This is a genomic window from Emticicia sp., assembly GCF_043780375.1.
In the GTDB taxonomy this organism is placed as follows: Bacteria; Bacteroidota; Bacteroidia; order Cytophagales; family Spirosomataceae; genus Emticicia.
The window spans coordinates 1-23,162 of the sequence record NZ_JAYWCU010000004.1 but is presented as its reverse complement, the minus strand read 5'-3'; the positions used below and the strand labels follow the sequence as shown (position 1 = coordinate 23,162).

Below are 23,162 nucleotides of genomic sequence, written 5' to 3'. Positions count from 1 at the left end.
CAAATTATATCATCTTTTGTGGATTTAATTTTATCTCTGGAAAATCTACAATTACACAAACAGGGTCTCTTGTATAAAAAAAGCCCTCCATTTCTCCCACTTTCTCTAAATTTGTAAAATACCAAAATTCATTTACAATATCTTCTAATAATGTATTTTTAGTATTGAAATGTTTCAACAGAAATTCTAAAAAGCAAAGACCATACGCAAACCTTCCTCGAATTGAAATTTGCTTAAAAACTTCGTTTTCCATTATATAATTCTAAATTCTCAAAACCCAGCCGCCTGACCATCCTTCCGAGATTCTGATGCTCCGAAATATATTTTTCTGATTGGGTCGTAACGAATAGCTTGATAACCACCATATTGCCCCAAAGTATAACCAACTTTATGCCCTTTTTGCATCAAACCTCTAATGGTTTCGTAAGGTATGCCCGACTCCATCGTAATCATGCCTACGCCTTCCATCGGCTCGCCCGTTGGCTCTGACGAACCGTCGTGGTTGAGTCTTGGTGCGTCGCCTGCTTCTTGCAAATTCATGCCAAAATCAACAACATCCATGATAATTTGCACATGACCCATCGGCTGAAAAGCTCCGCCCATTACACCAAAACTCATAAATGGCTTACCATCTTTGGTTACAAATGCAGGAATAATGGTCTGAAACGGGCGTTTATGCGGAGCATAAGTATTGTTTTCGCCTTCCTTCAAATTATATAATTCACCACGGTCTTGAAAAATAAAGCCTAAACCATCGGGCATCATTCCCGAACCAAAACCTCGATAATTGCTCTGAATCAACGAAACCATATTTCCATCTTTATCGGCAACAGTCAAATAAATAGTGTCGCCTTCTCGCAAGGCAGGATTTCCTGCATCATAATGAGCGGCAGCTTTATTGGGGTCGATAAGTTTGCGTCTTTCGTTGGCGTATTCTTTCGAGATTAATGATTTTACTGGAATTTTAACAAACTCAGGGTCGGCATAAAATTTTGCACGGTCTTCAAAAGCCAATTTTTTAGCTTCGGTAAATAAATGCACATGTTCGGTGCTGCCATAAGGAATTTTCGAGAAATCATAAGCTTCCAATATATTCAACATCTGCAAAGCCGCAATTCCTTGTCCATTTGGTGGCAACTCCCAAACATCATAGCCACGATAATTGGTCGAAACTGGCTCAATCCATGTTGAAGTATGATCGGCAAGGTCTTTTGCACTCAAAAATCCGCCATTTTTCTTCATAAACGCATCAATTGTTTGGGCAATTTCACCTTTATAAAAAGCATCACGTCCACCTTTCGCTATTTTTTCTAAAGTATTTGCTAAATTAGGATTCTTGAAAACATCACCTTTTTTCGGTACTTCTCCATTTGGATAATAATGTTCTTTGATATTTGGAAACTTACCATATAAACGTGGAACATTCTGCAAACTCACCGCCAATTCGTCATGTACAGGAAAACCGTTTCGACCATAACTAATAGCGTGCGAAAGGATTTTTTCCATTGGCAACTTACCAAATTTTTTGTGCAACTCAAACCAACCGTCCACACAACCAGGCACGCTGATAGGCAAAGGACCAGTTGCAGGAATATGCGTTAAACCACGTTTTTTAAATTCTTCGAGTGTCAATGTGTAAGGAGAACGACCAGAACCGTTTAGTCCGTAAAGTTTTTGAGTTTTGGCATCCCAAACGATGGCAAAAATATCACCGCCTATACCGTTTACGTGCGGTTCGACCATTCCTTCCATGGCATTGGCGGCAATGGCGGCATCAACTGCACTGCCACCTGCTCGCAAAATTTCAATGGCGGCTTGCGTAGAAAGGGGGTGCGAAGTACAAACCATACCGTTTTGGGCAATGACTTCGGAGCGACCTGCCCATGTTTTACCCGAAATTCGGTCTTGGGCATTTGTTAAGTAAGAGACTGACAGTAAAGTGATTAGAGCAAATTTTATGTTCATAGAGTTTGTTAATTTTTGCATAAATATAGACTTTTTTGCTCCTCATTCCAACCAATTAGACAAAACACGAATCTTTATTGATGAAAAGGGTAATTTACTCAGACAGAAACATTTTGTTTCGTCGAGGGAGAAGAAATGAGTTGAATTCATTTATTTCTTCTCCCCGACAAACTGAGTTTTTAATCTACTCTACAAAGACAATAGACGGCAGTTGCTTGGTAATAATTATAAAATCTACATTCTTACAAAAAATGAAAAAGTTAATTTCCTTACTGCTTATCAGCACATTTTTTGTGTTTTCTTGCAAAAAAGAAGCTATATCCAATAATTCGCTCGCAGGTAATTGGCAATGGGTGATGTCAACGGGTGGCATTGCTGGAAAAACTTTTACGCCAGTTTCTGAAGGCTATGAGCGAAATCTGACCTTTACTTATGATTCAAAATATTTAAACTCAAAAAACAATATTACCCAAAAATCGGGAAAGTTTGAAATCATTAAAGCAAAGTCTATTTACAAAACCGAACTCATTGATTTTATCAAGTTTGATGATGGAACAATGTCTGCCATTTTGAGTCAAACATCTGAAGAATTAATATTAGCCAATAATAATTACGATGGCTTTACTGAAACTTTTAAACGGAAAAACTAAATGGCAAAGCTAACTATTTCGCTGATAATCAGCACTTTACTAATAATTTCATGTTCACAAAAAACTATCGAAACTGCCGATGCAAACTTGAGTGCATTGAGTGAGTCAAGTTTGTTGGGTCAATGGAAATTTAAAAGTTATGCCAATGGAAAAGTTCCTGCATACGATGTGACACTTGAAATCAAAGATGAAGAAGGAAAATATACACTCAATGGTCGTTCATCAGTAAACTTTTATTTTGCTTCTTTTGAGACAAATGAAAATAAAAAAACGATAATATTATCTGCTCTTGGAAGTACCAAAATTGCAGGTACTACCGAAGCCAATCAATTTGAAATGGTTTATTATGAGCGACTCAGAAATATTGAGCAATATGATTTTAAAGACAAAAATACCCTCATTTTTTATTTGTCGAACCCTGTTAAAGAAGCCATGTATTTTGAAAGAAAATAAATAAACCAATCCAAACAAATGAAAAAAATAAAAAATTTATCATTGGCTGCTGCTTGTTTTTTTATGGTAGCCAGCTGTAATCACAGCAATTCGGTGACACCAAACAAACAATTACAGGCTATTCCTGCTACTTTTTCGAACCAAACAAGTGAGTTTGCTTTCGATTTCTTGAAAAAACACAATGCTGAAGAAAAAGCTGATAAAAATTATCTCGTGTCGCCACTAAGTCTTCATATCGCTTTGGGAATGTTACTTAATGGAGCTGAAGGAAAAACCAAAGAAGAGATTCAGACAGGCTTGCGTGTTTCGTCAGACTTGACAACGACCAACGGTATCTACAAAGATTTGATTGATAATTTGCCCAAATCCGACCCAAAAGTAACTAACACGATTGCAAATTCGATTTGGTACAGAAATAGCTTTACTGTCGAGAAATCTTTTTTAGATGTACTCAAAACTTCTTTCAATGCAACGGCTTCGGCAGAAGATTTTAATAATGTAGCAACGGTTGGCAAAATCAACACTTGGGCGAGCGATAATACTAATGGTAAAATCAAAAAAGTGCTTGATAAAATTGAGCCTGCTCACGTGATGTTTTTGATGAATGCACTTTATTTTAAAGGTGATTGGAAAATTCCTTTCAAAACAGAAAATACACAAGATGCCAGTTTTGTGGGAACAACAAGCTCAAAAACTGTAAAAATGATGAATATGCTTGAGCCAGTCAAATATGCCAAACGCACTGATTATCAAGCAATTGAACTTGCTTATGGAAGCGGAAACTATGCCATGACAATTTTATTGCCCAATGAAAAAACAAATGTAGGGTCTTTGGTTAATGCTTTGTCGGGTACTGAATGGAAAAACCTCAATGCCGCTCTACAAGAACAAAAAGTAATTGTTGGTTTACCTAAATTTACGCTGGAATATGAAACAAATCTGAATAATGTATTGAGCAATATGGGAATGCCAACGATGTTTAGCGAGGCGGCAGATCTTTCAAAAATTGCCCCTCCAGCGGGTAAAATAAAAGTAGGTTTCGTAAAGCAAAATACCTTTGTTGCAGTTGATGAGAAAGGCACAGAAGCAGCAGCCGTAACAACTATTGGAATTATAGTAACGTCTGCTCCTTCCTATCCAGAAGTAATTTGTAATCGCCCATTTTTATTTATTATTAGTGAAAAACAATCAAATACAATACTTTTTGCAGGAAAAATTGTAAATCTATGAAAACGTTAGATTCGAGATATGAGATTTGAGAAAAATCTTGAATCACCTATATCGAATTCAAAAACCCTAATCTTATGAAAAAAATATTCATTTTGTGTTCTATTCTTTTTTTCGTGGCTTGCCAAAAAGAAAATATAGAAGTTGTAGCGGTAAGCGACTATGATAACTTGAAAACTACCAAGACGATTAAAAACCAAAACGGTTTTTTGATGGATGCTGGCAATAATTTGACTGTAATAGTTGTTGAAGGAAATGGTGATAATTTTGACCCTCTTTCATGTGCTGCCAACCCTTCCGAAAGGTATGTGGTTGGAAACCTTCCTGCTCAATTAAAGCTTAAAACAGACCTAAAAATAGTATTTAGTGGCGAAGTGAAAGAATCGGTCATTTCAGCATCTCTTTTGGGAATCCCTCTAAAACTGACCAAAATAAGAGTAAAATAGACCTTTATCTTCTACAATTATGAAAAAACAATTTCTATTCATACTTGGTGCATGCTTGGCATTTACCAACTTATCATGTACCGACAAGTGCGAAACTACTCGCACCTATCGCACTACTGTACCCGTAACTTTGAGTCTTGAGCAAATCCGCTCGGGCATTACTACAGAAGCCCCGAAAGATTTGGTCAATCCTGGAAAAATCTATGTAAAAGATAATTATTTGTTTATCAATGAAGTAAAAAAAGGCATTCATGTTTTTGATAACAGTAACCCCGAAAAACCTCAAAGCATTGTATTCTTGAAAATTCCAGGCGTAATCGATATGGCAGTGAAAGAAAACACATTATATGCCGATAATTACATCGATATTGTAGCTTTTGATATTTCAAATCCGAAAGCAATTAAAGAAACGGGTCGAGTGAAAAATGTTTTTATGAATGGACTGACCGATGGCATTTCTTGGTATTACAATGCTCAGAATCAGACAGTTACAGATTATGAAATAAAAACTGTTACCGAAACAATTCGTACTAATTGTGGACAAAATGGTATAAATCCTATTTATTATGCCGAGGATGTAGCTTTTAAAAGTGGCACTTCTCCATCAGCAAGTTCTGGAAGCAATAGTGGAGCAACTGCAACTGGGGCTGGTGGTTCAATGGCAAGATTTACAATCTATGAAGATTATCTTTATACCGTTTCACAGTCTGATTTGCTACTTTTCAACATAAAAATACTTAATAAACCAACTCAGCAATTAAAAATCAATCTCGGTTGGGGCATTGAAACTATTTTTCCTTACAAAGACAAATTGTTTATTGGTTCAAATACAGGAATGTACATCTACGATAATAAAAACCCTGAAAAACCAGAGCGTTTATCTATTTTTCAGCACGCCCGTGCTTGTGATCCCGTAATAGTACATAACGATATTGCCTACGTTACTCTTCGTTCGGGTTGGTGCGGCACTGCTCCCAATCGCCTTGATGTAGTAAATGTTGCCAATCTTTCATCACCGAGATTGATTAAAAGCTATGATATGAAAAATCCTGCTGGTTTAGGCATTGATTTCCCAAATCTTTTCATTTGCGAAGGAAAATATGGACTAAAATCTTTCGATGCTACTTCTGCGACCAACATCATGCTTCAACAACATATTGAAAAAATAGACGCTTATGATATAATTACGCTCGAAGGAAAACATTTATTGATGGTTGGAAAAGACGGTTTGTACCAATACGATGCTTCAAACCCTAAGAATTTGAAGTTATTGAGTGTAATTCCTGTAAAAAAAGAAATTTAAACCCCACAAAATATCATGAAAAAAATACAAATAATATTCGTGCTGGGGATTTTAAACTTTTTCCCAACAATAGCTCAAGAAGCTAAACAAGGCTTTTTTCAAAAACATCCATTCGTTAATATGACCGAATTTGGTGTTTTATTCGGTCGTAACAAGTACGAATCTTATGGTTATTATTACAGAGGTTATTATCCGCAACCTGTTGATGTGCAATACCAAATTCAAAATCGAGTAAATTTTGCTTTGCAGACATTCAATGGCATTTATCTTGATAAAAAAACTGCCTTAGGTTTAACACTTGGTGTCGATGCCTACGGCTCAACGGTACTAATGCCTATTTCAGCAGGAATTCGTAGAAACTTGATTCAAAAAAAGCAAGGGGGAAGTATTCTGCTCGGCAGCCTCGATGTAGGTTATGCCAATACTTTGCTCAATGAAGATAATACTGGCTACAAAACTTCGGGTGGTATAATCGTTAGTCCCACGATTGGTTATAAACTTCCAATGAGAAATGGCTCGGCTTGGTTAATAAATTTTGGTTATCGCTACCAACGGGCCGAGTATAAGCAAGAACGCACTAACGACCCTTTTTGGTACGAATCGAACGAAGTCAGAAATTACCGAAGAATGGTTGTCAGATTTGGAATTGAGTTTTGAAATAGTTTTTTATAGTTATAAAAGCCTCGAAGTTTCGAGGCTTTTATCATTATTGGGTTTGACAAAATATAACCCATTAAATAAAAAATGCTCCTTCCATTTGGTTGCCTTCTTTGATTTTTCTATATTCGTAGTTCGGTTTTAAATAAAAACATAAATTTATTTTTTAATGCTTCTTTTTAAAGCCTTTTTTTTGATTTACAAACTAATCATAGTCATTTTGTAGTTTGGATTAAGATAAATATTGATTAATGACGCAGATTAGAAAAGTTTCACCAAAAATCCCGCGTGGAAGGGCATCTTATTTTGTAAATATGAAAGTTTCAACACTGCAACCATTTCAGATTATTTATTCACTTTTTGAGCATGAATATTTGGGATTTTTGTTTGAGGCTTATGTAGTGCAATTGAATAGTAAAGGAGAGCTTACGCTCCAAAATCAAAGTGTTTCTTCCAAAAATATCCACGAATTTTCAGAGCGACTCGATGCCGCCGATTATGAATTAGTAAAACTCACCGAAGCCATTCAGCAAGAAATCGTTGCAAAGAAATTTAATACCAAAAAACAACCCCCACTTGATTTTTTCTTGAAAGTTTTCGACGCCGAAAAAGGTGATAAATTGCTAAAAGAAACTATTAATGGCTACATGGAAAAGCATCGCTCTGATATTTTAGAAAGATTACTTTCAAAGAAATCTTATATTATGAGCAACGACGGCGACCCAACATGGAAAGCCATCAATACTATTCAAGAAGGAGCAAAAGCCTACTTTAATTTTATCAGAAATGAAGAAAACACACACTATTTCCCGACTATTAAATGTGGCGGAGAACGAGTGCAATTTCAATTTAAAAATGCTCGAATTTTATGCGACGAACCTGCTTGGTTACTCATTGACGACAAACTTTATCATTTTGAAAAACAAGTTGATGGCAAAAAACTAAAGCCTTTTCTAAGTAAAAATCACATCATTATTCCTCGCAATATTGAAGATACTTACTTCCAAAAATTTATTGCCCCTTTAGTTGCTCAATTTGATGTTTTTGCTCAAGGTTTTGAAATAAAATTTGAACGACACGAGTCAAAACCAGTCCTGACAATTTCAGAAATAATCAATAATAAGAAAGTTGTGGCTTCAATTTTCGACCAAACGGAGGAAGAAGAAAATGACGAAGAAAACAAAATAGTTTTTGATTTATCGTTTCAATATGGAAACAATAATTTTCGATTTGATAGCTTTTCGGCAGAAGCCTATGTAAATGTTGAAAAACAAGGCGATTCATGGGTTTTTCATAAAGTAAAGCGTGATTTACGCTACGAAAAAACTCAAGTAAATTTACTAAAAGATTTGGGTTTGGATATTCGACAAGGGCGAAGTTCGCTTATAAAACAGCAGGCATTTTCATGGTTGCAACGTAATGCACAAACTTTAGAACAAAATAATTTTGAAGTAAAACAACTCGAAAATAGCCAAAACCAGAAACAATATTTTTTGGGTTATTCTGAAATTGAGGTCAGAATTGAAGAAAAAAACGACTGGTTTGATATTCAAGCAAAGGTACTTTTTGGTGAATTTGAGATTCCATTTTTGAGACTTCGCAGCCTAATTATTGCAAATAAACGTGAGTTTATTTTGCCCAATGGACAAGTAGCCGTTATTCCCGAAGAATGGTTTACCCGTTATTCGGAGTTGTTTAGTTACGTTGATAAATTGGACAATGATGAGTTTATTTTGAAGAAGCATCATCTTGTTTTAGTACAAGATTTGACCGATGAAGGTTTGGCTTATTCAGTAATGACAAAAAAACTCGAAAGATTACGAAATTTTGATAAAATTGAGCAATATGAAACACCAAAAGGGCTATTAGCAAATCTTCGACCCTACCAAAAAGCAGGTTACGATTGGCTTAGATTCTTGGCAGAATACAAATTAGGAGGTTGCCTTGCCGACGATATGGGTTTGGGAAAAACCATTCAAGCACTGGCTTTTTTGCAATCGCAAAAAGAACTAAAAATAGCCGAAAATCCGACTCTTCTGGTGATGCCAACTTCCTTGATTTACAATTGGCTGAAAGAAATTGAAAAATTTACACCTAACCTTAAAACTTTTGTTTATACTGGAACAAATCGAGAAAAAAACACCCAACAATTTGATAGCTATGATTTGATTTTGACATCCTACGGAATCTTGCGAATAGATATTGATTTTATCAAAAATTATCGTTTCAATTATGTTATTTTGGACGAATCGCAATCTATAAAAAACCCTACTTCACATATTTCAAAAGCTGTTATGCAGCTAAATTCTGCCAATCGCTTGATTTTGACTGGTACACCACTCGAAAACAGCACAATGGACTTGTGGACACAGCTAACTTTTATCAACCCTGGCTTGCTGGGTACGCAAAGTTTTTTCAGAAATGAGTACCAAATTCCTATCGAAAAGCACCAAGATGTAGAAAAAACCAAGCGTTTGTATAGCCTGATTAAGCCTTTTATGATGCGTCGGAATAAATCGCAAGTAGCAACTGAGCTGCCTCCCAAAGTTGAAAGTATTCATTATTGCGACATGACCGAAGAGCAAGAAAAATGCTACGAAGAGGCAAAATCGTATTACCGAAATATCATTTTGGAGCAAATCGAAGAGAAAGGTTTTGGCAAATCTCAAATGACAGTTTTGCAAGGATTGACCAAATTGAGGCAGTTAGCAAATCACCCATTAATGATTGATGAAAATTATGTGGGTGATTCGGGCAAAAACGAAGAGGTTCTACAAAAACTCGAAACGATTGTAGAAGAAGGGCATAAAGTGCTAATTTTTAGCCAATTCGTGAAACATTTAAGCATTTTTAGAAAACATTTGGACGAAAACAAAGTAGATTATTGTTATTTAGATGGCTCAACAAGCAATCGTCAAGAGCAAGTTGAGCGTTTTCAAAATGATGATTCTGTAAAAATATTTTTGATTTCATTGAAAGCTGGTGGTTTGGGGCTCAACCTTACTGCTGCCGAATATGTATTTTTGCTCGACCCGTGGTGGAATCCTGCCATTGAGGCACAAGCCATTGACCGAGCTCACCGAATAGGACAGCAAAATACGGTTTTTACTTATAAATTTATTACCCGAAATTCGGTCGAAGAGAAGATTTTGGCTTTACAACGAAACAAACGAAAACTATTCGACAACCTAATAACCATCGAAGAAAACTTTGTTAAATCACTCTCAAAAGCAGATATTTTGAGTTTGCTGGAGTAGCACAATGTTGAACGCAACTCCTATTCCAAATGGGTATAGGACAAGTTTAAAATTGTACTACAAGTGACCCATTTCCCAGCCCAGAATTGCTTTTTTACGAGTAACTCCCCAACGATAGCCCCCTATTCCACCCACTTTCTGCAAAACCCGATGGCACGGAATTATATAACCCAAACGATTACTACCAATGGCGGTGCCTACCGCTCGCTGTGCTGTGGGCTGCCCGATGGCATTAGCAATGGTTTCGTAACTGACCATTTGCCCAAACGGAATTTTCAATAATGCTTCCCAAACTTTTATTTGAAAATTGGTTCCTCTCATCAAAAGTGTGAGTGGTTTATTAGAATTATGTGTTTCATAAAAAATTTGTTCGATAAATGGCTTTGTAAAATTATTGTCAAAAATGAGTTTAGCTTTGTCAAAATCTTGTTGTAATTCTTTGATTATCAAATCTTTACCTTCATTTTCAATAAAGCGAAAATCAGTAATTCCTCGCTCGGTAATAGCAATGAGGCAGTCACCAAATGGTGTTTCATGAATTCCATAATGAATAGTTAAACCCGCTCCTTTTGATTTGAATTCGGCAGGAGTCATGGCTTCGTATGTCACAAATAAGTCGTGTAAACGACTCGAACTTGACAAGCCTGACTCAAAAGTTGCTTCTAAAAGATTACTACTTTCTACGAGTTTTTCTTTGGCAAATTCTTTAGTCAAAAATCGCATGAAACGCTGTGGACTGGTGCCTGCCCATTTACTAAAAAGACGATTGAAATGAAACTCTGAAAGTGCCACATAGTCAGCAATTTCTTTAAGACTTGGCTGTGTTTGAAAGTTTTCTTCGATAAATAGAATCGCTTTTTCGATGCGACGATAATCTATAATTCCTTGATTGTCAATGCTTTCCATATTTTTATCGGATTTGAGATATGAGATTCTGAATATGAGATTTTTTTAAAACTACGAAATTCTCAAATCTCGAATCTTTGTCAAAATTACGATAGATTCTATTGGTGGACAATCTGATTATTGCGAAGTTGATTGGGTTTAAACTCAAGCAAGTTCTTTTTTATTAAAACTTAGTTTAATTCTTGAAAAGATGCTTGGTTTTGGCTCAACTTTGAACTTTACTTGGTATTTTTTGATAATTCTTGCCGACAAAATTCCGATGATTACTCCAGGAGCTGTCCACATGACGATAAATATAAAGAAAGGTGTGTTTTCGGGAAAAAATCTTGGTACAATATTTACAAAAAAAGCAGTGATTGCCGCCGAATATGCACCCATCATTTTGCCAGCGTGAGCAAAAAACCAGTGCATTTTTTCGGCTTTTACGAATCCTAAATAAACTTTCAAATCGCCATAAGCATTTGCCAAACTCACCATTCCGAAAACAAAAAATAAAATATTCAAGCCTCCAAAACTTTTAGGTGGATTTTGAGTTAAATAAGCTCCATAAGCCAACATACAAATACCTGATATTCCAACTAACCACGCTCCAATTTTATCAATCATTGTTGGCATTAACCCTTTTTTCATGCTCAACATTCGTTTTCCTGACCAGTTTGGGTAAAAACTTACAATACCAATTCCCAAGAAAAATTGATACTTTAAATTGGTTGGATAAAGAATAAAGAAGATAGATGTCGTAACAAATATCATAAACATAGACCAATAAAATACCAAGCCCGCACCGTTATGAATTTTGCCACCTTTATTGGCAATCATGGCAACCAAACCAGCCGCCAACGATAAGATGCCACATAATACATGAACTGCGATTGAAGATTTGTAAATGAGCGTTTCCATACTTTCTATTTAATTTTTTTGCGTTTTGAATGACACAAATGTATGATATCAGAAAATCATGGGCAAATAGTTGGGGAGTTTGACAAACCCACGGGGAGTTTGTCAAACTTTTGGGATGAATAACAATTTACTTTCTTATTAAACTCAAACCTTTTTCTAAAATCGTATCTTTACCTTTGTCAATATCGATTTTGAGAATGTCAATTTTCACATCTGGTTTCACACCATTTTCAATATTTTCACCTCTTCGGTCTATAAATTGCGAACCCGAAACTCTCAAAATCCACCCATTACTTAGTTCGGTTGCCGTTGGCAAACCACCGCCTCCGCCCGTTACATCGCCCACGAGTGTTACATTTGGCAAGCCTTTCATATAAGCTGCAAAACGATTAGTAGCACTATAAGAACCTCTACTTGTGAGAATTACAAGGGGTTTGTTAAGGTATTTTTTTGCATCGGCTATTACACCAACGTTTACTTTTTCATCGGTAAAATCATTTTTTCCTGCACCCGATTTATGGCGTTCGATGCCCATTGAAGTTTTTTCCTTAATCAGACGTGAGCATAATGCATCAATATTACCAATATCGCCTCCGCCATTATTTCTTACATCAATAATAAGACCTTTTTTATCTTTCGTTTTGTCAATAATATAGTCCATTGCATAGTCGCTTATGTTATCACTAAATGACGAATATCTGATATAAATAACATCACCAAAATCGAATAGACTAAATGTTTGGTCAATGCGTTGTTGGCGACCATTGAAATAATTTCGGGCAAGAATATCACTAAAATAATTTTCTGGATAATCAAAAAACACCTCTGGATTGTGCGAAATATTGAATTTCGTAATCAAATTTACATGTTCGTCTTTCAACTCATAAAGCAAATCGTAGCAAACCTTAAAGAGTGCTTCTTCGCTCATCGAATCGTTTACTTTGGTACTGTAAGTTTTGTAGGCCTTGTCCCAATCAACATTTTTAAATTCAAAAAAGGCGTACTTTTCATTGGCAAACGACCAAACTTGCTCAAAAACTGCTTTTGGCGTAGTGGCTGGGGTGGGTTTCATGAATGCTTGCTCGCAAGACATCAATAAAACAAGGAGTAATGGCAGGTATTTTTTCATGATTATTTTAGTTTTTGTATGTGTGCAATCAAGTATATAGAATGTGTGGCATTGATAATTTTTTGTTCACTATTGGCTTGCAAAACATAGGCATTCCAACCGTAACCAATCGTTGGGCTAAAATTTATAAAACGCTTACCATCAGGCAGTTTCAGCATTATTCTACTATTGAAATGGTTATAGTTTTTGGGCGAAAGTAAACCTATTCCATTTTGAGTAAAATTGGCGGTGTAAGTTGGTGTCCAAAAACCAAAACCTAAAACCGAAGCTGATAATGTATAATTTAACTCTAAATTTTTCTTCAAAAATCGAAACGTTCTAGCATAATGTAATTTGGGAGCTAACTCAATTATGGCCTCGGCAGAAACTGAATTGTTATCATAATTTCCATTGAGGCGTCCGCCAATTAGGGCATTTAGTTGCCCACCAATAGCTAAACTTTCATTCATTTTTTTGAGGTAAAAATAACCAAACATGGCATTGACAGAATAACTGGTAGAGGTGCTTTGGGCAGCTTTCAAGAAAGGAGTTATGCCAATATAATTTTCAAATCCTTTCTGAATTTTTGGTCTATCCACCAAATTACTACTAAAATAAGCAAGACCAAGCCCCGAAAATTGATTTTGTGAAAACACTTGTTGTTGAAAACTTTGTGAGGTCAAAGCCAGGGCAGAAGTTCGATAAACGTGTTCGTTTGCCCAGCGATTTTCTTTTTTGTTTCGTCGTTCGTTCATAAAATTACTAATTTTGGACTGCCCAAAACTCAGTTGGCTGACTACCAGTAGCAGGAGGATTTTTTTCATTGGATTTTTCTGTGGTAAATTAAAATTTAAAAACCAAAAAAGACTGACATCTTTTAGGTGAAGATGCCAGTCTAAGCAAAATGGTTGTTTGTCATTTAGAAAATAAACAAATTAACATCCATTGCCATATTTTCTTTCAAATCGAAGGCACATTGCTGAAAATTTGGAGGTCCCATCATCATGGTTACATTTGAAAAACCAAAAGGCTCGGCGGGCATTTGTCCATTCATGTCTAAAGTTTTGTTATCGTTCAAATCTTGATACAGCACAATAGCGTATTTCCCTTCTAACAAACCTTCAAATTTCAAAGTAATTTCACCATCTTTTGATACCTCGGCAAGAACCGATTTTATTCCGCCACTTTGCGGAAAACTCTCCATATCGTTAGAAATAGATGCTAAAATTTTGCCTTCTCGTTTCTGAATTCCTTTTACTGTTACCGTTACGCTAAATTTGTTTTGGGCAAAAGTAATATTTGAAATGATTCCTAAAATGGCAGTGAGAATAATTGATTTTACAAGCGTTTTCATTTTGATAATTGTTTATTTGTTTAAAATATTTAAGTTTTTGAATGATACAAATGTAAGTCAAAACTATATTTCAGAGCAAAACAAAGGGCTGATTATCAAGCTTTTGGGAGGTTTGTCAATATATTGGGAAGAATGGAAAGGCTTAGGGAAGAATGACAAAACATACCTTCCACAAAAGCCATTTCTACAACAATTTAGTAGGTATTAGCCATATAGTCAAATTTGGTGAAGTGCAATAATCTAATTCATTCAACCATATTTTAATCCAATTGTTTGTTAAGGTTTTGTTATTCATTATGGTTTCTGTTACAGAAAAATAATAGTAATTTCATTTTTGCTTAACATCTGCTTTATACATTAAAAATACCTTTGTTGTTCGTAATATTAGTACAAGATATTCTTAATAATTGATTCAAGAATATCTTGGTTTTTAAAAAACTTACAAAAAAATCACCCAAAAGTATGCTAAAAAATCTACTCAAGGTCTTACAGACCTTTCTAATTGTATTATTCTTTATACAACATTTAACAGCACAAAGCAACATTATTACTGGTACTGTTTCGGCGGTGTCAGGCGAGACTATACCTGGAGTAAACATCCAAGTTAAAGGAACAAACGCAGGTACGGTTACTGATGCCAAAGGTTTTTACAAAATCAGTATAAATGCCGAGAAAACTATTCTTGTAATTTCTTCAATTGGCTTTGTTGCCCAAGAAATAGTGGTGGGAAATCGCAGTAAGATTGATATAATTTTACAAGAAGATGCCAAAACCCTAAATGAGGTAATTGTTACGGCTTTGGGTATTAAACGGGATGAAAAATCACTCGGATTTGCGGCACAAACTATAAACGCTAACGCCGTAATTGATGCTAAATCTAACAACTGGGTAAATTCACTTTCGGGCAAAGTAGCTGGTTTGAATATTCAAGGTGTTGGCGGTGGTCCGATGGGTTCGTCACGGATTACGTTGAGAGGCGAGTCTTCGCTCAATTTGGAAAATAACCAAGCACTAATCGTTGTTGACGGTGTGCCAATTAGCAGTAAAATTACTGGAACAGGCAATACTTCTCATCTTTCGGCTGATAGTCCAGTTGATTATGGCTCAACAGTTTCAGACTTAAACCCTGATGATATTGAAAGCGTTACGGTATTAAAAGGTCCAGGAGCAACCGCACTTTACGGCAGTCGTGCGGCAGGTGGTGCGTTGGTTATTACAACAAAAACAGGAGCAAGAAAAGACCGAGGAATTGGCGTAACATTCAATACTAACTTTAATATTGAGCAAATAAATCGTTACCCCGATTATCAGTTTGAATATGGCGAAGGTCGCACTGATACTTATTATTCATACCTAAATAGTGTCGATGGCATCAATACAGGTACAACGGCTGCGGCTGGGCGTGCGTGGGGGCCAAAATTTAATGGTCAAACCTACTTTCAATATAACCCCGATGCGGCAGATGGTAAAGCAACTGAGCGTACACCGTGGGTTCCTTACGAAAACTATATTTCAGGGTATTTTCAAACAGGAAAAACTTTCTCAAATAGTCTTTCACTCGAAGGTGGAACGGAGAAGGGTTCGGCAAGATTTTCGTTTACGCACCTAAAAAACGAATGGATTATACCGAATACTGGCTTTGAACGCATCAATGCTGCTTTGTCGGTCAATCAACAATTATCATCTAAATTAAAAATCACGGGTAAAGCAAATTATACTAACAAAAGGAGCAATAATCTTCCTGCGGCTGGTTATAATAATCAATCTTTGATGTATTTTGTTATAATTGGCCCAGCACCCAATGTAAATCCAGAGTGGTACAAACCTTATTGGCAGCCTGGTTTAGAGGGTGTTCAACAACGAAATCCGTTTAATCCCGGTCCTGATAATCCATTTTTGGATATGTACGAAATGCTGAATAAAATGAATAAGCATGGACTCATCGGAAATATTTCTGCCAATTACCAGATTTCTGATAAACTTGATTTGATGCTCAGAACGGGTGTAGATATGTCGTTTGAATATCGTTCGCAGCAACGCCCATTCAGTATGACAAAATATCCAAGAGGAATGTTTAGAGAACAAAATGTTTTTAGTTACGAATCAAATACCGATGTTTTATTAAACTACAAAGATAATTTTAGCGATAAAATTAGCGTAAGAGCTTCGGTGGGAGGAAATGCCATGAAACAAACCTACGACTTTGCGGGATTGTATGCTGACCAATTGGCACAGCCTGGAATCTATCAAATTTCAAATAGTTTAGACCAAGCCGTAGCCGACCCACTCAAAACTCGTAAAGCAATCAATAGTGTTTATGCTACAACTCAATTTGCCTTCGATGAAAAGATTTTCTTGGACTTGACTGGAAGAAACGATTGGTCGAGTACCTTGCCATTTGCTAACAATTCGTTTTTCTATCCCTCTGTTAGCTCAAGTTTTTTATTGAACGAGTTATTCAAAATGCCACAATCGGTTTCGTTTGCTAAAGTGCGTGCTTCATGGGCTCAAGTTGGAAACGATACTCGTCCCTACCAAACTACTCGTTATTATGACCGAATTTATGGTAATAGTTTCACCAATCCTTCGACATTATTTAATGCCAATCTCAAACCCGAAATTACATCAAGCTACGAGTTTGGTTTAGATTTGCGTTTATTCAAAAACCGTTTAGGTTTAGATTTGGCTTACTACAATAATAATAGCCGTAATCAAATTTTAGCCGTGCCGCTTGACCCAACTTCTGGTTTTTCAAATGCCCTTATCAATGCAGGTTTGATTAATAGCAAAGGCGTTGAAGTCAAATTGAATGGAAAAATCGTTAATAACACTAATTTTAAGTGGAATTCGACTGCAATTTGGTCACGTAATCGTAGTTATGTGCGTGAATTGGCAGAAGGAATTACTAACCAAACAATTTACAGTCATGCTAGCAATGTCACAATTGAAGCCCGTGTAGGTGGACTAATGGGCGATATGTATGGTCGTGGTTTCCAACGTTCTCCCGATGGTCAAATCATTTATGGCACAAACGGATTGCCAGCACAACTTGACCCAACTGTAAAGAAATGGGGTAATGCTTTTGCCAATTGGAAGGGAAGTTTATCAAACGAATTTACCTATAAAGGGCTCAAACTAAGCGTATTATTAGATGGTCAAATGGGTGGAAGTATGTATTCTCAAACCAACCATAAAAATAATACACTTGGCAAAACAAAAGTAACACTGCCAGGAAGAGATGGTGGATTAATAGGTGATGGTGTAGTTTCACAGGCTGATGGTGCATTTAAACCAAATACCGTTAAAGTAGCAGCAAGTGCTTATTACGACAACTACTATCAAATCAGCAATGCGGAAGTAAATATTTTTGATGCGTCATTTTTGAAAATAAGAGAAGTTCGTTTTGAATTTAATTTACCACAAAGTTTGCTCAGTAAAGTTGGTATTCGTCAAACAAGCGTTGCTTTGTTTGGACGTGATTTGTTCAATTTTACCAAATTTCCAGGTTTTGACCCCGAAGGAGGTAATCTTAATAATGGAACATTAACACCCGGTGTAGAACTCGCTCAGTTTCCGTCAGCACGTAGCATGGGAGCAAATTTGACCTTTAAGTTTTAATAAAAAAGAACCTCGAAAATGAAAAAAAAATCTAAATATATCATTACCGTTTTAGTCCTGTTGTCTTGCATAACCTCATGTACTAAAAACTTTGAAGAAATCAATATTGACCCAAATCGCCCAGAAAAAGTAAATCCTGGAGTAATTTTAGGACAAATGCAGTACCGAATCATCAACAGTTCTGTTTCGGCAGCTCGTGGATTTACGCACGAATTGATGCAAGTTGATGCACCCCGTTCCAGTACGAGTGGCTTAGGCTTGCACCGATATACGGTAAATCCTGGGGCGGGTGTTTGGAGTAGTTTTTATCAAAACCTCACCGATGCCGAAGATATTTATACAATCGCCGACCGTTTGAAAGAAAATAATTATAAGGCAATTGCATTGGTTTATAAATGTTGGGCGTATTCTATTTTAACAGATTTGTATGGCGATGTGCCTTATTCGCAAGCAATCAAAGCAACAGAGGGCAACTTTAAACCTTCTTTCGACAAACAAAAGGACATTTACACGCAGATTTTTAAAGATTTAGAAACAGCAAATGGTCTTTTTGATGATACTAAAATTTTGACCTATGGTGGTGATTTAGTCTATAATACAAGCGTTTTGACAAGTGGTAAAAATGTCGGAATTCAACGTTGGAAAAAATTTACAAATTCACTTCGATTGAGATTATTGCTAAGAATCTCGAAAAAAGAGGGTGAAATTAATGTAAAAGAGCAAATATCAGCAATTTTGGCTGATGCCGTAAAATACCCAACTTTTACAGCCAATGCCGATGATGCCATTTTTCGTTATCCTGGCACATTTCCTTATTTCAACCCTTACTACAATGCCCGCACGCTGGATTGGCGTGAAGGCACCTATTTTACCGAATTTTTCTTGAATCAAATGAATACCAGTTCTGACCCACGCCGTGCTATTTGGGCAATTCCAGTGATGGTTGCGGGAGTTTCAACTTTCAGAGGCATTCAAAGTGGTTATCCAACAACTTTAGAATATGTAGTCGGTCAAAATTCGAGCTATACCGATGCCCTCAAAACACTTCCACAATTAGGTGTAATGATGCCTTACGCCGAAGTGGAATTTATTAAAGCCGAACTTGCTCTGAAAGGCTATACAACTGGAAAAACGCCAAAAAATCATTATGATGCAGGAATTGCGGCTTCAATGATTCAGTGGGGTGCAACCATACCAGCTACATTTTTAACCCAAAAAAGCATTGCGTATGACGAAACCCTAAGTGCAGACAAGCAATTAGAGCAAATTATGTTGCAAAAATACTACGCTTACTTCTTTGTCGATTATCAATCATGGTTTGAAAAACGTAGAACTGGCTATCCGATTTTACCACGTGGCATGGGTATTCCTGTTGCAAACAAATTTCCGAGCCGTGTACCGTATCCGACTTATTTACAGTCGCTAAACCCCGAAGGATTGGCTAATGCCGCAACCTCCATCGGTGGTGATAATAGCGATACCAAAGTTTGGTGGGAAAAATAAAAGATTATATGAAATCCTTTCAGACGCTGGCAAGTTCTTGGTAACTTGTCAGCGTTATACATTTAAAAATTGTTTAAAATGAAACAAATATTCAACCTTATCATTTTATTGTCTTCTTTGGCAACTTTTGGACAAAACTTAAACGCTCAGCTCGAAAGTCGCCGAGTGATGTTGCCCAATGGTTGGTCTTTAACTCCTGCGGGGCGGTCATTAGAAGTGGGTGATTTGCCTCTAAATATCGCCGTTTCTTCTTCACAGAAACTAATGGCGGTAACAAACAATGGGCAAGGCAAACAAACGATTCAGTTGATTGATACAAAAACTGAGAAAATATTAGATAATATCGAAATCCCAAAATCATTCTATGGACTAAAATTTAGTCGGGATGAGAAAAACCTCTATGCTTCGGGCGGAAATGACAACTGGATTTTGAAATATGCAATCATCAAAAATAAACTTGTGCTGAATGATAGCTTGATTCTGGGCAAAAAATGGCCCAATAAAATATCACCAGTAGGAATCGAAATTGATGACGACCGTCAATTATTATATGTCGTCACCAAAGAAAACAACTCGTTTTATATCTTAGATTTGAAAACTAAGGTAATTGTTCACGAGCAAAATTTAGGTCACGAAGGCTACACTTGCATGCTTTCTCCCGATAAAAAAATTCTTTATATATCTCTTTGGGGCGGACGCAAAATTGCATTATTCGACACCAAAACCCGAAAAATTCTTAGCACAATTCCAGTTTCTTACAACCCTAATGAACTGATTTTGACCAAAAACGGACAATATTTATACGTTGCAAACGCAGGCGATAATAGTGTTTCGGTAATTGATACTAAGGCACAAAAAGTAATCGAAGTTTTAGATGCGGGTCTGTACCCCAACTCGCTTGTTGGTTCAGTTACAAATGGAGTTGCTTTATCAAAAGACGAAAAAACACTTTACATTGCCAATGCTGATAATAATTGTTTAGCGGTTTTTGATGTAAGTGCCAAAGGAAATAGTTTTTCAAAGGGATTTATTCCTGTAGGCTGGTATCCGACCAATGTAAGAGTGGTTGGCAAGCAAATTTTTGTAGCCAATGGAAAAGGATTTACCTCATTTGCTAATCCACAAGGCCCACAGCCTATTAAGCGAGAAATACGATCAGAATCTCATTTAGGAGAAGATACTCGTGGGCAATATATTGGTAACTTGATGAAGGGAACACTTAGTATTATTGATACGCCCAACGCAAGTGAATTAGAAATTTATTCTAAAAAAGTATATGAAAATACACCTTACAAAAAAGATAAAGAACTTATCACTAATGGCGAAGCAAACAACCCTATCCCAATGAAAGTTGGTGATGCTTCACCTATTAAACACGTATTTTATATTCTGAAAGAAAACCGTACTTACGACCAAGTTTTTGGTGATATGAAAGAAGGAAATGGCGATTCTACCCTTTGCCTATTTGGAGAAAAATATACGCCTAATCAACATAAATTGGCACGAGAATATGTATTATTAGATAATTTTTACGTTGATGCCGAAGTAAGTGCCGATGGTCATAATTGGTCTTTGGGAGCTCACGCCAACGATTATTTGGAAAAAACTTGGCCAACAGGCTACGGCAGAAGAGGGGGCGTAACAGAAGGTATGGGACGACGTGAAATTGCTAATGACAAAGATGGTTTCATCTGGGATTTTTGCAAACGTAAAGGCGTAAGTTACCGCACCTATGGTGTTTTTGCCGATGACAAAAAAGGTAATATTCCCGCCTTAGATAAAGACCATGTTTGTTCGTATTTCACAGGTTATTATAACCAAAAAGTAAAAGATACCACTCGTGTCAATCAATGGAAGCGAGATTTCGATTCTTTAGTTGTTGTCAAAGCAGTACCAGCTTTCAACTCAATTAGGCTTGGAGCTGACCATACCCAAGGAATGGCAGTAGGCAGACCAACACCTTTTGCTTGTGTTGCCGATAATGATTTGGCTGTCGGAATGTTTGTGGAACATTTAAGCAAAAGCCCTATTTGGAATGAATCAGCAGTATTTATTGTAGAAGATGATGCTCAAAATGGGCCTGATCACGTTGATGCTCACCGTTCAAATGCCCTCGTAATTAGTCCTTTTACTAAACGCAAATTCGTTGACCACACAATGTATTCAACTTCAGGAATGTTACGAACAATGGAGCTAATTTTGGGTTTACCCCCAATGACGCAATACGATGCCGCCGCTACGCCAATGTTTCGTAGTTTTACTTCAAAACCTGATTTCATGCCATATCAATTGGTTATACCTTCTATAAATTTGAGTGAAATAAACATTGCCTACACGCCATCGGCGAAGCGTTCGGAAGGTTTAGATTTTGCCGAAGTTGATAGTAACGATGATAATCTTTTCAACGAGATTTTATGGAAAGGAATTAAAGGTGAATTAGCCCAATTACCCGCTCCACGAAGAAGTGCATTTCTGCGAGTTATCAAAAACGATAAAGATTAAGAAAATTTTATGTTTTTCTGTATATTTCAATTATTTCAAATGTAAAATAATTCAGTCAAATGATTTTCAAGACTTTATTGCTAATATCTCTAAATACCCCAGACAGTACGGTTATCAAAACAACTTTACTGAATGAAATCGTTGTTACAGCAAACCGCTCGAAAAATCAAGCATTTCAAACCCCTAATTCGATTACGGTTTTAAATAAAAAAAACCTCGAAAGCAATGCCCCACGCACTACGCCAGAAGCTCTTTTTGGCGTTAATGGTGTGTTTGTTCAGAAAACCAATCACGGCGGAGGTTCACCTTATGTTCGTGGACTTACAGGCAATCAGACATTACTTTTGGTTGATGGCATCAGGCTTAATAATAGCACTTTTCGCTACGGGCCAAACCAATATTTGAATACGATTGACCCATTTTCGATTGAAAAAATCGAAGTCTTGAAAGGCGGAGGCTCAGTGCAGTACGGCTCTGATGCCGTGGGCGGAACGATTCAGGTTTTTACGACCGAACCAACATTTGGCAAAGGACTGAATATCAACCTATTGGGAAGACTCGCCACGCAAGGAATGGAACAAACCGCTCGTGGTGAAATTAATTATGGCGGTGAGAAATTGGCTATTTCGGGAAGTTTTGGCTACCGAAACTTTGGCAATTTAGTAGGCGGAAAACTTACTGGCCAACAGTCGCCGTCGGGCTATGACGAGCAAATGGCAAATCTGAAAGCAAAGGTTAAAGTAGGAAACGGTATTTTGACTTTGGCTCATCAATATTTCGAGGCTCAGGATGTGCCTGTATATCATAAAGTTGTTTTAGAAAACTTTGCTATCAACGAATTTCAGCCGCAACGTAGAAATTTGTCATATCTGAAATTTACGCAAGAAAACGAGTCGAAGTTTTTCAACGGAATTTCGATAATTGGCTCACTACAAGCTACTTATGAAGGTAGAAATAGTCAAAAAAACGGAGCGATGAGAGTGATTCGCGAATCCGATAAAGTTTATACTAAAAGCCTCACTACCAATGTTTATTCTAAATTTTCGGACAAGTGGACAGCCAATTCGGGCATAGAAATCTACCACGATTTGGTGCGAAGTACAAAAATTGATGCTCCTGCATCGTTCACTTCATCGGAAGCCCCAAAAATTTTACGTGGATTATACCCTGACAATTCGACTTTCTTAAATTACTCGCTTTATTCGTTGCATCAATTCACCCAAAATCATTGGCAATTTTCGGCAGGTGTTCGCTACAATGGGTTCTCAATTATTGTTCCCGACAACACCATTGGCAAAACCAATCTAAGTCCA

19 protein-coding genes are annotated in these 23,162 nt (G+C 36.7%); 12 read left to right on the top strand and 7 right to left on the bottom strand.

All coding sequences use genetic code 11. From position 1 onward, the window contains the following. Positions 1-4: 4 nt before the first annotated feature. The gene (locus ACH2CJ_RS00330) at positions 5-253 is read right to left on the bottom strand and encodes a hypothetical protein (RefSeq protein ID WP_394990067.1); all 249 of its coding nucleotides are present in this window, start codon (positions 251-253) and stop codon (positions 5-7) included. A 17-nt stretch (positions 254-270) separates the two neighbouring features. After that, positions 271-1,965 carry a gamma-glutamyltransferase gene (gene ggt, locus ACH2CJ_RS00325; protein ID WP_394990065.1) on the bottom strand — a complete coding sequence of 565 codons (1,695 nt, stop codon included), beginning with the start codon at positions 1,963-1,965 and terminating at the stop codon, positions 271-273. A gap of 251 nt (positions 1,966-2,216) precedes the next feature. On the opposite strand from ggt, the gene ACH2CJ_RS00320 reads away from it, so the two are divergent. From ACH2CJ_RS00320 to ACH2CJ_RS00290, 7 genes are all read left to right on the top strand, one after another. Next, complete coding sequence (locus ACH2CJ_RS00320; protein WP_394990063.1) at positions 2,217-2,615, top strand: hypothetical protein; 399 nt, start codon at positions 2,217-2,219, stop codon at positions 2,613-2,615. Then, positions 2,616-3,068 carry an META domain-containing protein gene (locus tag ACH2CJ_RS00315; RefSeq protein ID WP_394990062.1) on the top strand — a complete coding sequence of 151 codons (453 nt, stop codon included), beginning with the start codon at positions 2,616-2,618 and terminating at the stop codon, positions 3,066-3,068. 18 nt (positions 3,069-3,086) lie between these two features. After that, positions 3,087-4,298, top strand: coding sequence for a serpin family protein (locus ACH2CJ_RS00310; RefSeq protein WP_394990061.1), 1,212 nt, complete (start codon positions 3,087-3,089; stop codon positions 4,296-4,298). Positions 4,299-4,372: 74 nt separating this feature from the next. Then, a complete protein-coding gene (locus ACH2CJ_RS00305) occupies positions 4,373-4,741 on the top strand; it encodes a hypothetical protein (RefSeq protein ID WP_394990060.1) in 369 nt (122 codons plus the stop codon). A gap of 19 nt (positions 4,742-4,760) precedes the next feature. Next, positions 4,761-6,044 carry an LVIVD repeat-containing protein gene (locus tag ACH2CJ_RS00300; protein WP_394990058.1) on the top strand — a complete coding sequence of 428 codons (1,284 nt, stop codon included), beginning with the start codon at positions 4,761-4,763 and terminating at the stop codon, positions 6,042-6,044. Positions 6,045-6,059: 15 nt separating this feature from the next. Beyond that, positions 6,060-6,701 carry a hypothetical protein gene (locus ACH2CJ_RS00295; RefSeq protein WP_394990057.1) on the top strand — a complete coding sequence of 214 codons (642 nt, stop codon included), beginning with the start codon at positions 6,060-6,062 and terminating at the stop codon, positions 6,699-6,701. A gap of 314 nt (positions 6,702-7,015) precedes the next feature. Beyond that, on the top strand, positions 7,016-9,958 hold the full coding sequence (locus tag ACH2CJ_RS00290) for a DEAD/DEAH box helicase (protein ID WP_394990099.1): 2,943 nt from the start codon (positions 7,016-7,018) through the stop codon (positions 9,956-9,958). Between the two features lie 57 nt (positions 9,959-10,015). On the opposite strand, the gene ACH2CJ_RS00285 is transcribed toward ACH2CJ_RS00290, so the two are convergent. The 5 genes from ACH2CJ_RS00285 to ACH2CJ_RS00265 all read right to left on the bottom strand — a co-directional run bounded on the left by ACH2CJ_RS00285 (position 10,016) and on the right by ACH2CJ_RS00265 (position 14,226). After that, on the bottom strand, positions 10,016-10,864 hold the full coding sequence (locus ACH2CJ_RS00285) for a methylated-DNA--[protein]-cysteine S-methyltransferase (protein ID WP_394990055.1): 849 nt from the start codon (positions 10,862-10,864) through the stop codon (positions 10,016-10,018). Positions 10,865-11,008: 144 nt separating this feature from the next. After that, on the bottom strand, positions 11,009-11,764 hold the full coding sequence (locus ACH2CJ_RS00280) for a hypothetical protein (RefSeq protein WP_394990053.1): 756 nt from the start codon (positions 11,762-11,764) through the stop codon (positions 11,009-11,011). A 127-nt stretch (positions 11,765-11,891) separates the two neighbouring features. Beyond that, positions 11,892-12,893, bottom strand: coding sequence for a S41 family peptidase (locus ACH2CJ_RS00275; RefSeq protein ID WP_394990051.1), 1,002 nt, complete (start codon positions 12,891-12,893; stop codon positions 11,892-11,894). Between the two features lie 2 nt (positions 12,894-12,895). Next, positions 12,896-13,696, bottom strand: coding sequence for a hypothetical protein (locus ACH2CJ_RS00270; protein WP_394990050.1), 801 nt, complete (start codon positions 13,694-13,696; stop codon positions 12,896-12,898). A 95-nt stretch (positions 13,697-13,791) separates the two neighbouring features. After that, entirely contained in the window at positions 13,792-14,226 is a 435-nt protein-coding gene (locus ACH2CJ_RS00265) for a DUF2141 domain-containing protein (protein WP_394990048.1), read from the bottom strand. 37 nt (positions 14,227-14,263) lie between these two features. Between ACH2CJ_RS00265 and ACH2CJ_RS00260 the strand changes: the two genes are divergently transcribed. The 5 genes from ACH2CJ_RS00260 to ACH2CJ_RS00240 all read left to right on the top strand — a co-directional run. Beyond that, positions 14,264-14,434: a hypothetical protein gene (locus ACH2CJ_RS00260; RefSeq protein ID WP_394990046.1), complete on the top strand. Its 171-nt coding sequence runs from the start codon at positions 14,264-14,266 to the stop codon at positions 14,432-14,434. A 254-nt stretch (positions 14,435-14,688) separates the two neighbouring features. Beyond that, a complete protein-coding gene (locus tag ACH2CJ_RS00255; RefSeq protein WP_394990045.1) occupies positions 14,689-17,844 on the top strand; it encodes a SusC/RagA family TonB-linked outer membrane protein in 3,156 nt (1,051 codons plus the stop codon). An 18-nt stretch (positions 17,845-17,862) separates the two neighbouring features. Then, positions 17,863-19,347 carry a SusD/RagB family nutrient-binding outer membrane lipoprotein gene (locus ACH2CJ_RS00250; RefSeq protein ID WP_394990044.1) on the top strand — a complete coding sequence of 495 codons (1,485 nt, stop codon included), beginning with the start codon at positions 17,863-17,865 and terminating at the stop codon, positions 19,345-19,347. Positions 19,348-19,425: 78 nt separating this feature from the next. After that, the gene (locus tag ACH2CJ_RS00245) at positions 19,426-21,849 is read left to right on the top strand and encodes a bifunctional YncE family protein/alkaline phosphatase family protein (protein ID WP_394990042.1); all 2,424 of its coding nucleotides are present in this window, start codon (positions 19,426-19,428) and stop codon (positions 21,847-21,849) included. Between the two features lie 59 nt (positions 21,850-21,908). After that, positions 21,909-23,162, top strand: a 1,254-nt coding sequence (locus ACH2CJ_RS00240; protein ID WP_394990040.1) for a TonB-dependent receptor plug domain-containing protein, incomplete at its 3' end; no start/stop codon positions are given.

Bases quoted from the DNA above. Each gene is read 5' to 3' on its own strand.
- ACH2CJ_RS00310 (WP_394990061.1), top strand. From the start codon at position 3,087: ATGAAAAAAATAAAAAATTTATCATTGGCTGCTGCTTGTTTTTTTATG.
- ACH2CJ_RS00315 (WP_394990062.1), top strand. From the start codon at position 2,616: ATGGCAAAGCTAACTATTTCGCTGATAATCAGCACTTTACTAATAATT.
- ACH2CJ_RS00300 (WP_394990058.1), top strand. From the start codon at position 4,761: ATGAAAAAACAATTTCTATTCATACTTGGTGCATGCTTGGCATTTACC.
- ACH2CJ_RS00295 (WP_394990057.1), top strand. From the start codon at position 6,060: ATGAAAAAAATACAAATAATATTCGTGCTGGGGATTTTAAACTTTTTC.
- ACH2CJ_RS00305 (WP_394990060.1), top strand. From the start codon at position 4,373: ATGAAAAAAATATTCATTTTGTGTTCTATTCTTTTTTTCGTGGCTTGC.
- ACH2CJ_RS00255 (WP_394990045.1), top strand. From the start codon at position 14,689: ATGCTAAAAAATCTACTCAAGGTCTTACAGACCTTTCTAATTGTATTA.
- ACH2CJ_RS00280 (WP_394990053.1), bottom strand. From the start codon at position 11,764: ATGGAAACGCTCATTTACAAATCTTCAATCGCAGTTCATGTATTATGT.
- ACH2CJ_RS00285 (WP_394990055.1), bottom strand. From the start codon at position 10,864: ATGGAAAGCATTGACAATCAAGGAATTATAGATTATCGTCGCATCGAA.
- ACH2CJ_RS00275 (WP_394990051.1), bottom strand. From the start codon at position 12,893: ATGAAAAAATACCTGCCATTACTCCTTGTTTTATTGATGTCTTGCGAG.
- ggt (WP_394990065.1), bottom strand. From the start codon at position 1,965: ATGAACATAAAATTTGCTCTAATCACTTTACTGTCAGTCTCTTACTTA.
- ACH2CJ_RS00290 (WP_394990099.1), top strand. From the start codon at position 7,016: ATGAAAGTTTCAACACTGCAACCATTTCAGATTATTTATTCACTTTTT.
- ACH2CJ_RS00330 (WP_394990067.1), bottom strand. From the start codon at position 253: ATGGAAAACGAAGTTTTTAAGCAAATTTCAATTCGAGGAAGGTTTGCG.
- ACH2CJ_RS00320 (WP_394990063.1), top strand. From the start codon at position 2,217: ATGAAAAAGTTAATTTCCTTACTGCTTATCAGCACATTTTTTGTGTTT.
- ACH2CJ_RS00250 (WP_394990044.1), top strand. From the start codon at position 17,863: ATGAAAAAAAAATCTAAATATATCATTACCGTTTTAGTCCTGTTGTCT.
- ACH2CJ_RS00265 (WP_394990048.1), bottom strand. From the start codon at position 14,226: ATGAAAACGCTTGTAAAATCAATTATTCTCACTGCCATTTTAGGAATC.
- ACH2CJ_RS00270 (WP_394990050.1), bottom strand. From the start codon at position 13,696: ATGAAAAAAATCCTCCTGCTACTGGTAGTCAGCCAACTGAGTTTTGGG.
- ACH2CJ_RS00245 (WP_394990042.1), top strand. From the start codon at position 19,426: ATGAAACAAATATTCAACCTTATCATTTTATTGTCTTCTTTGGCAACT.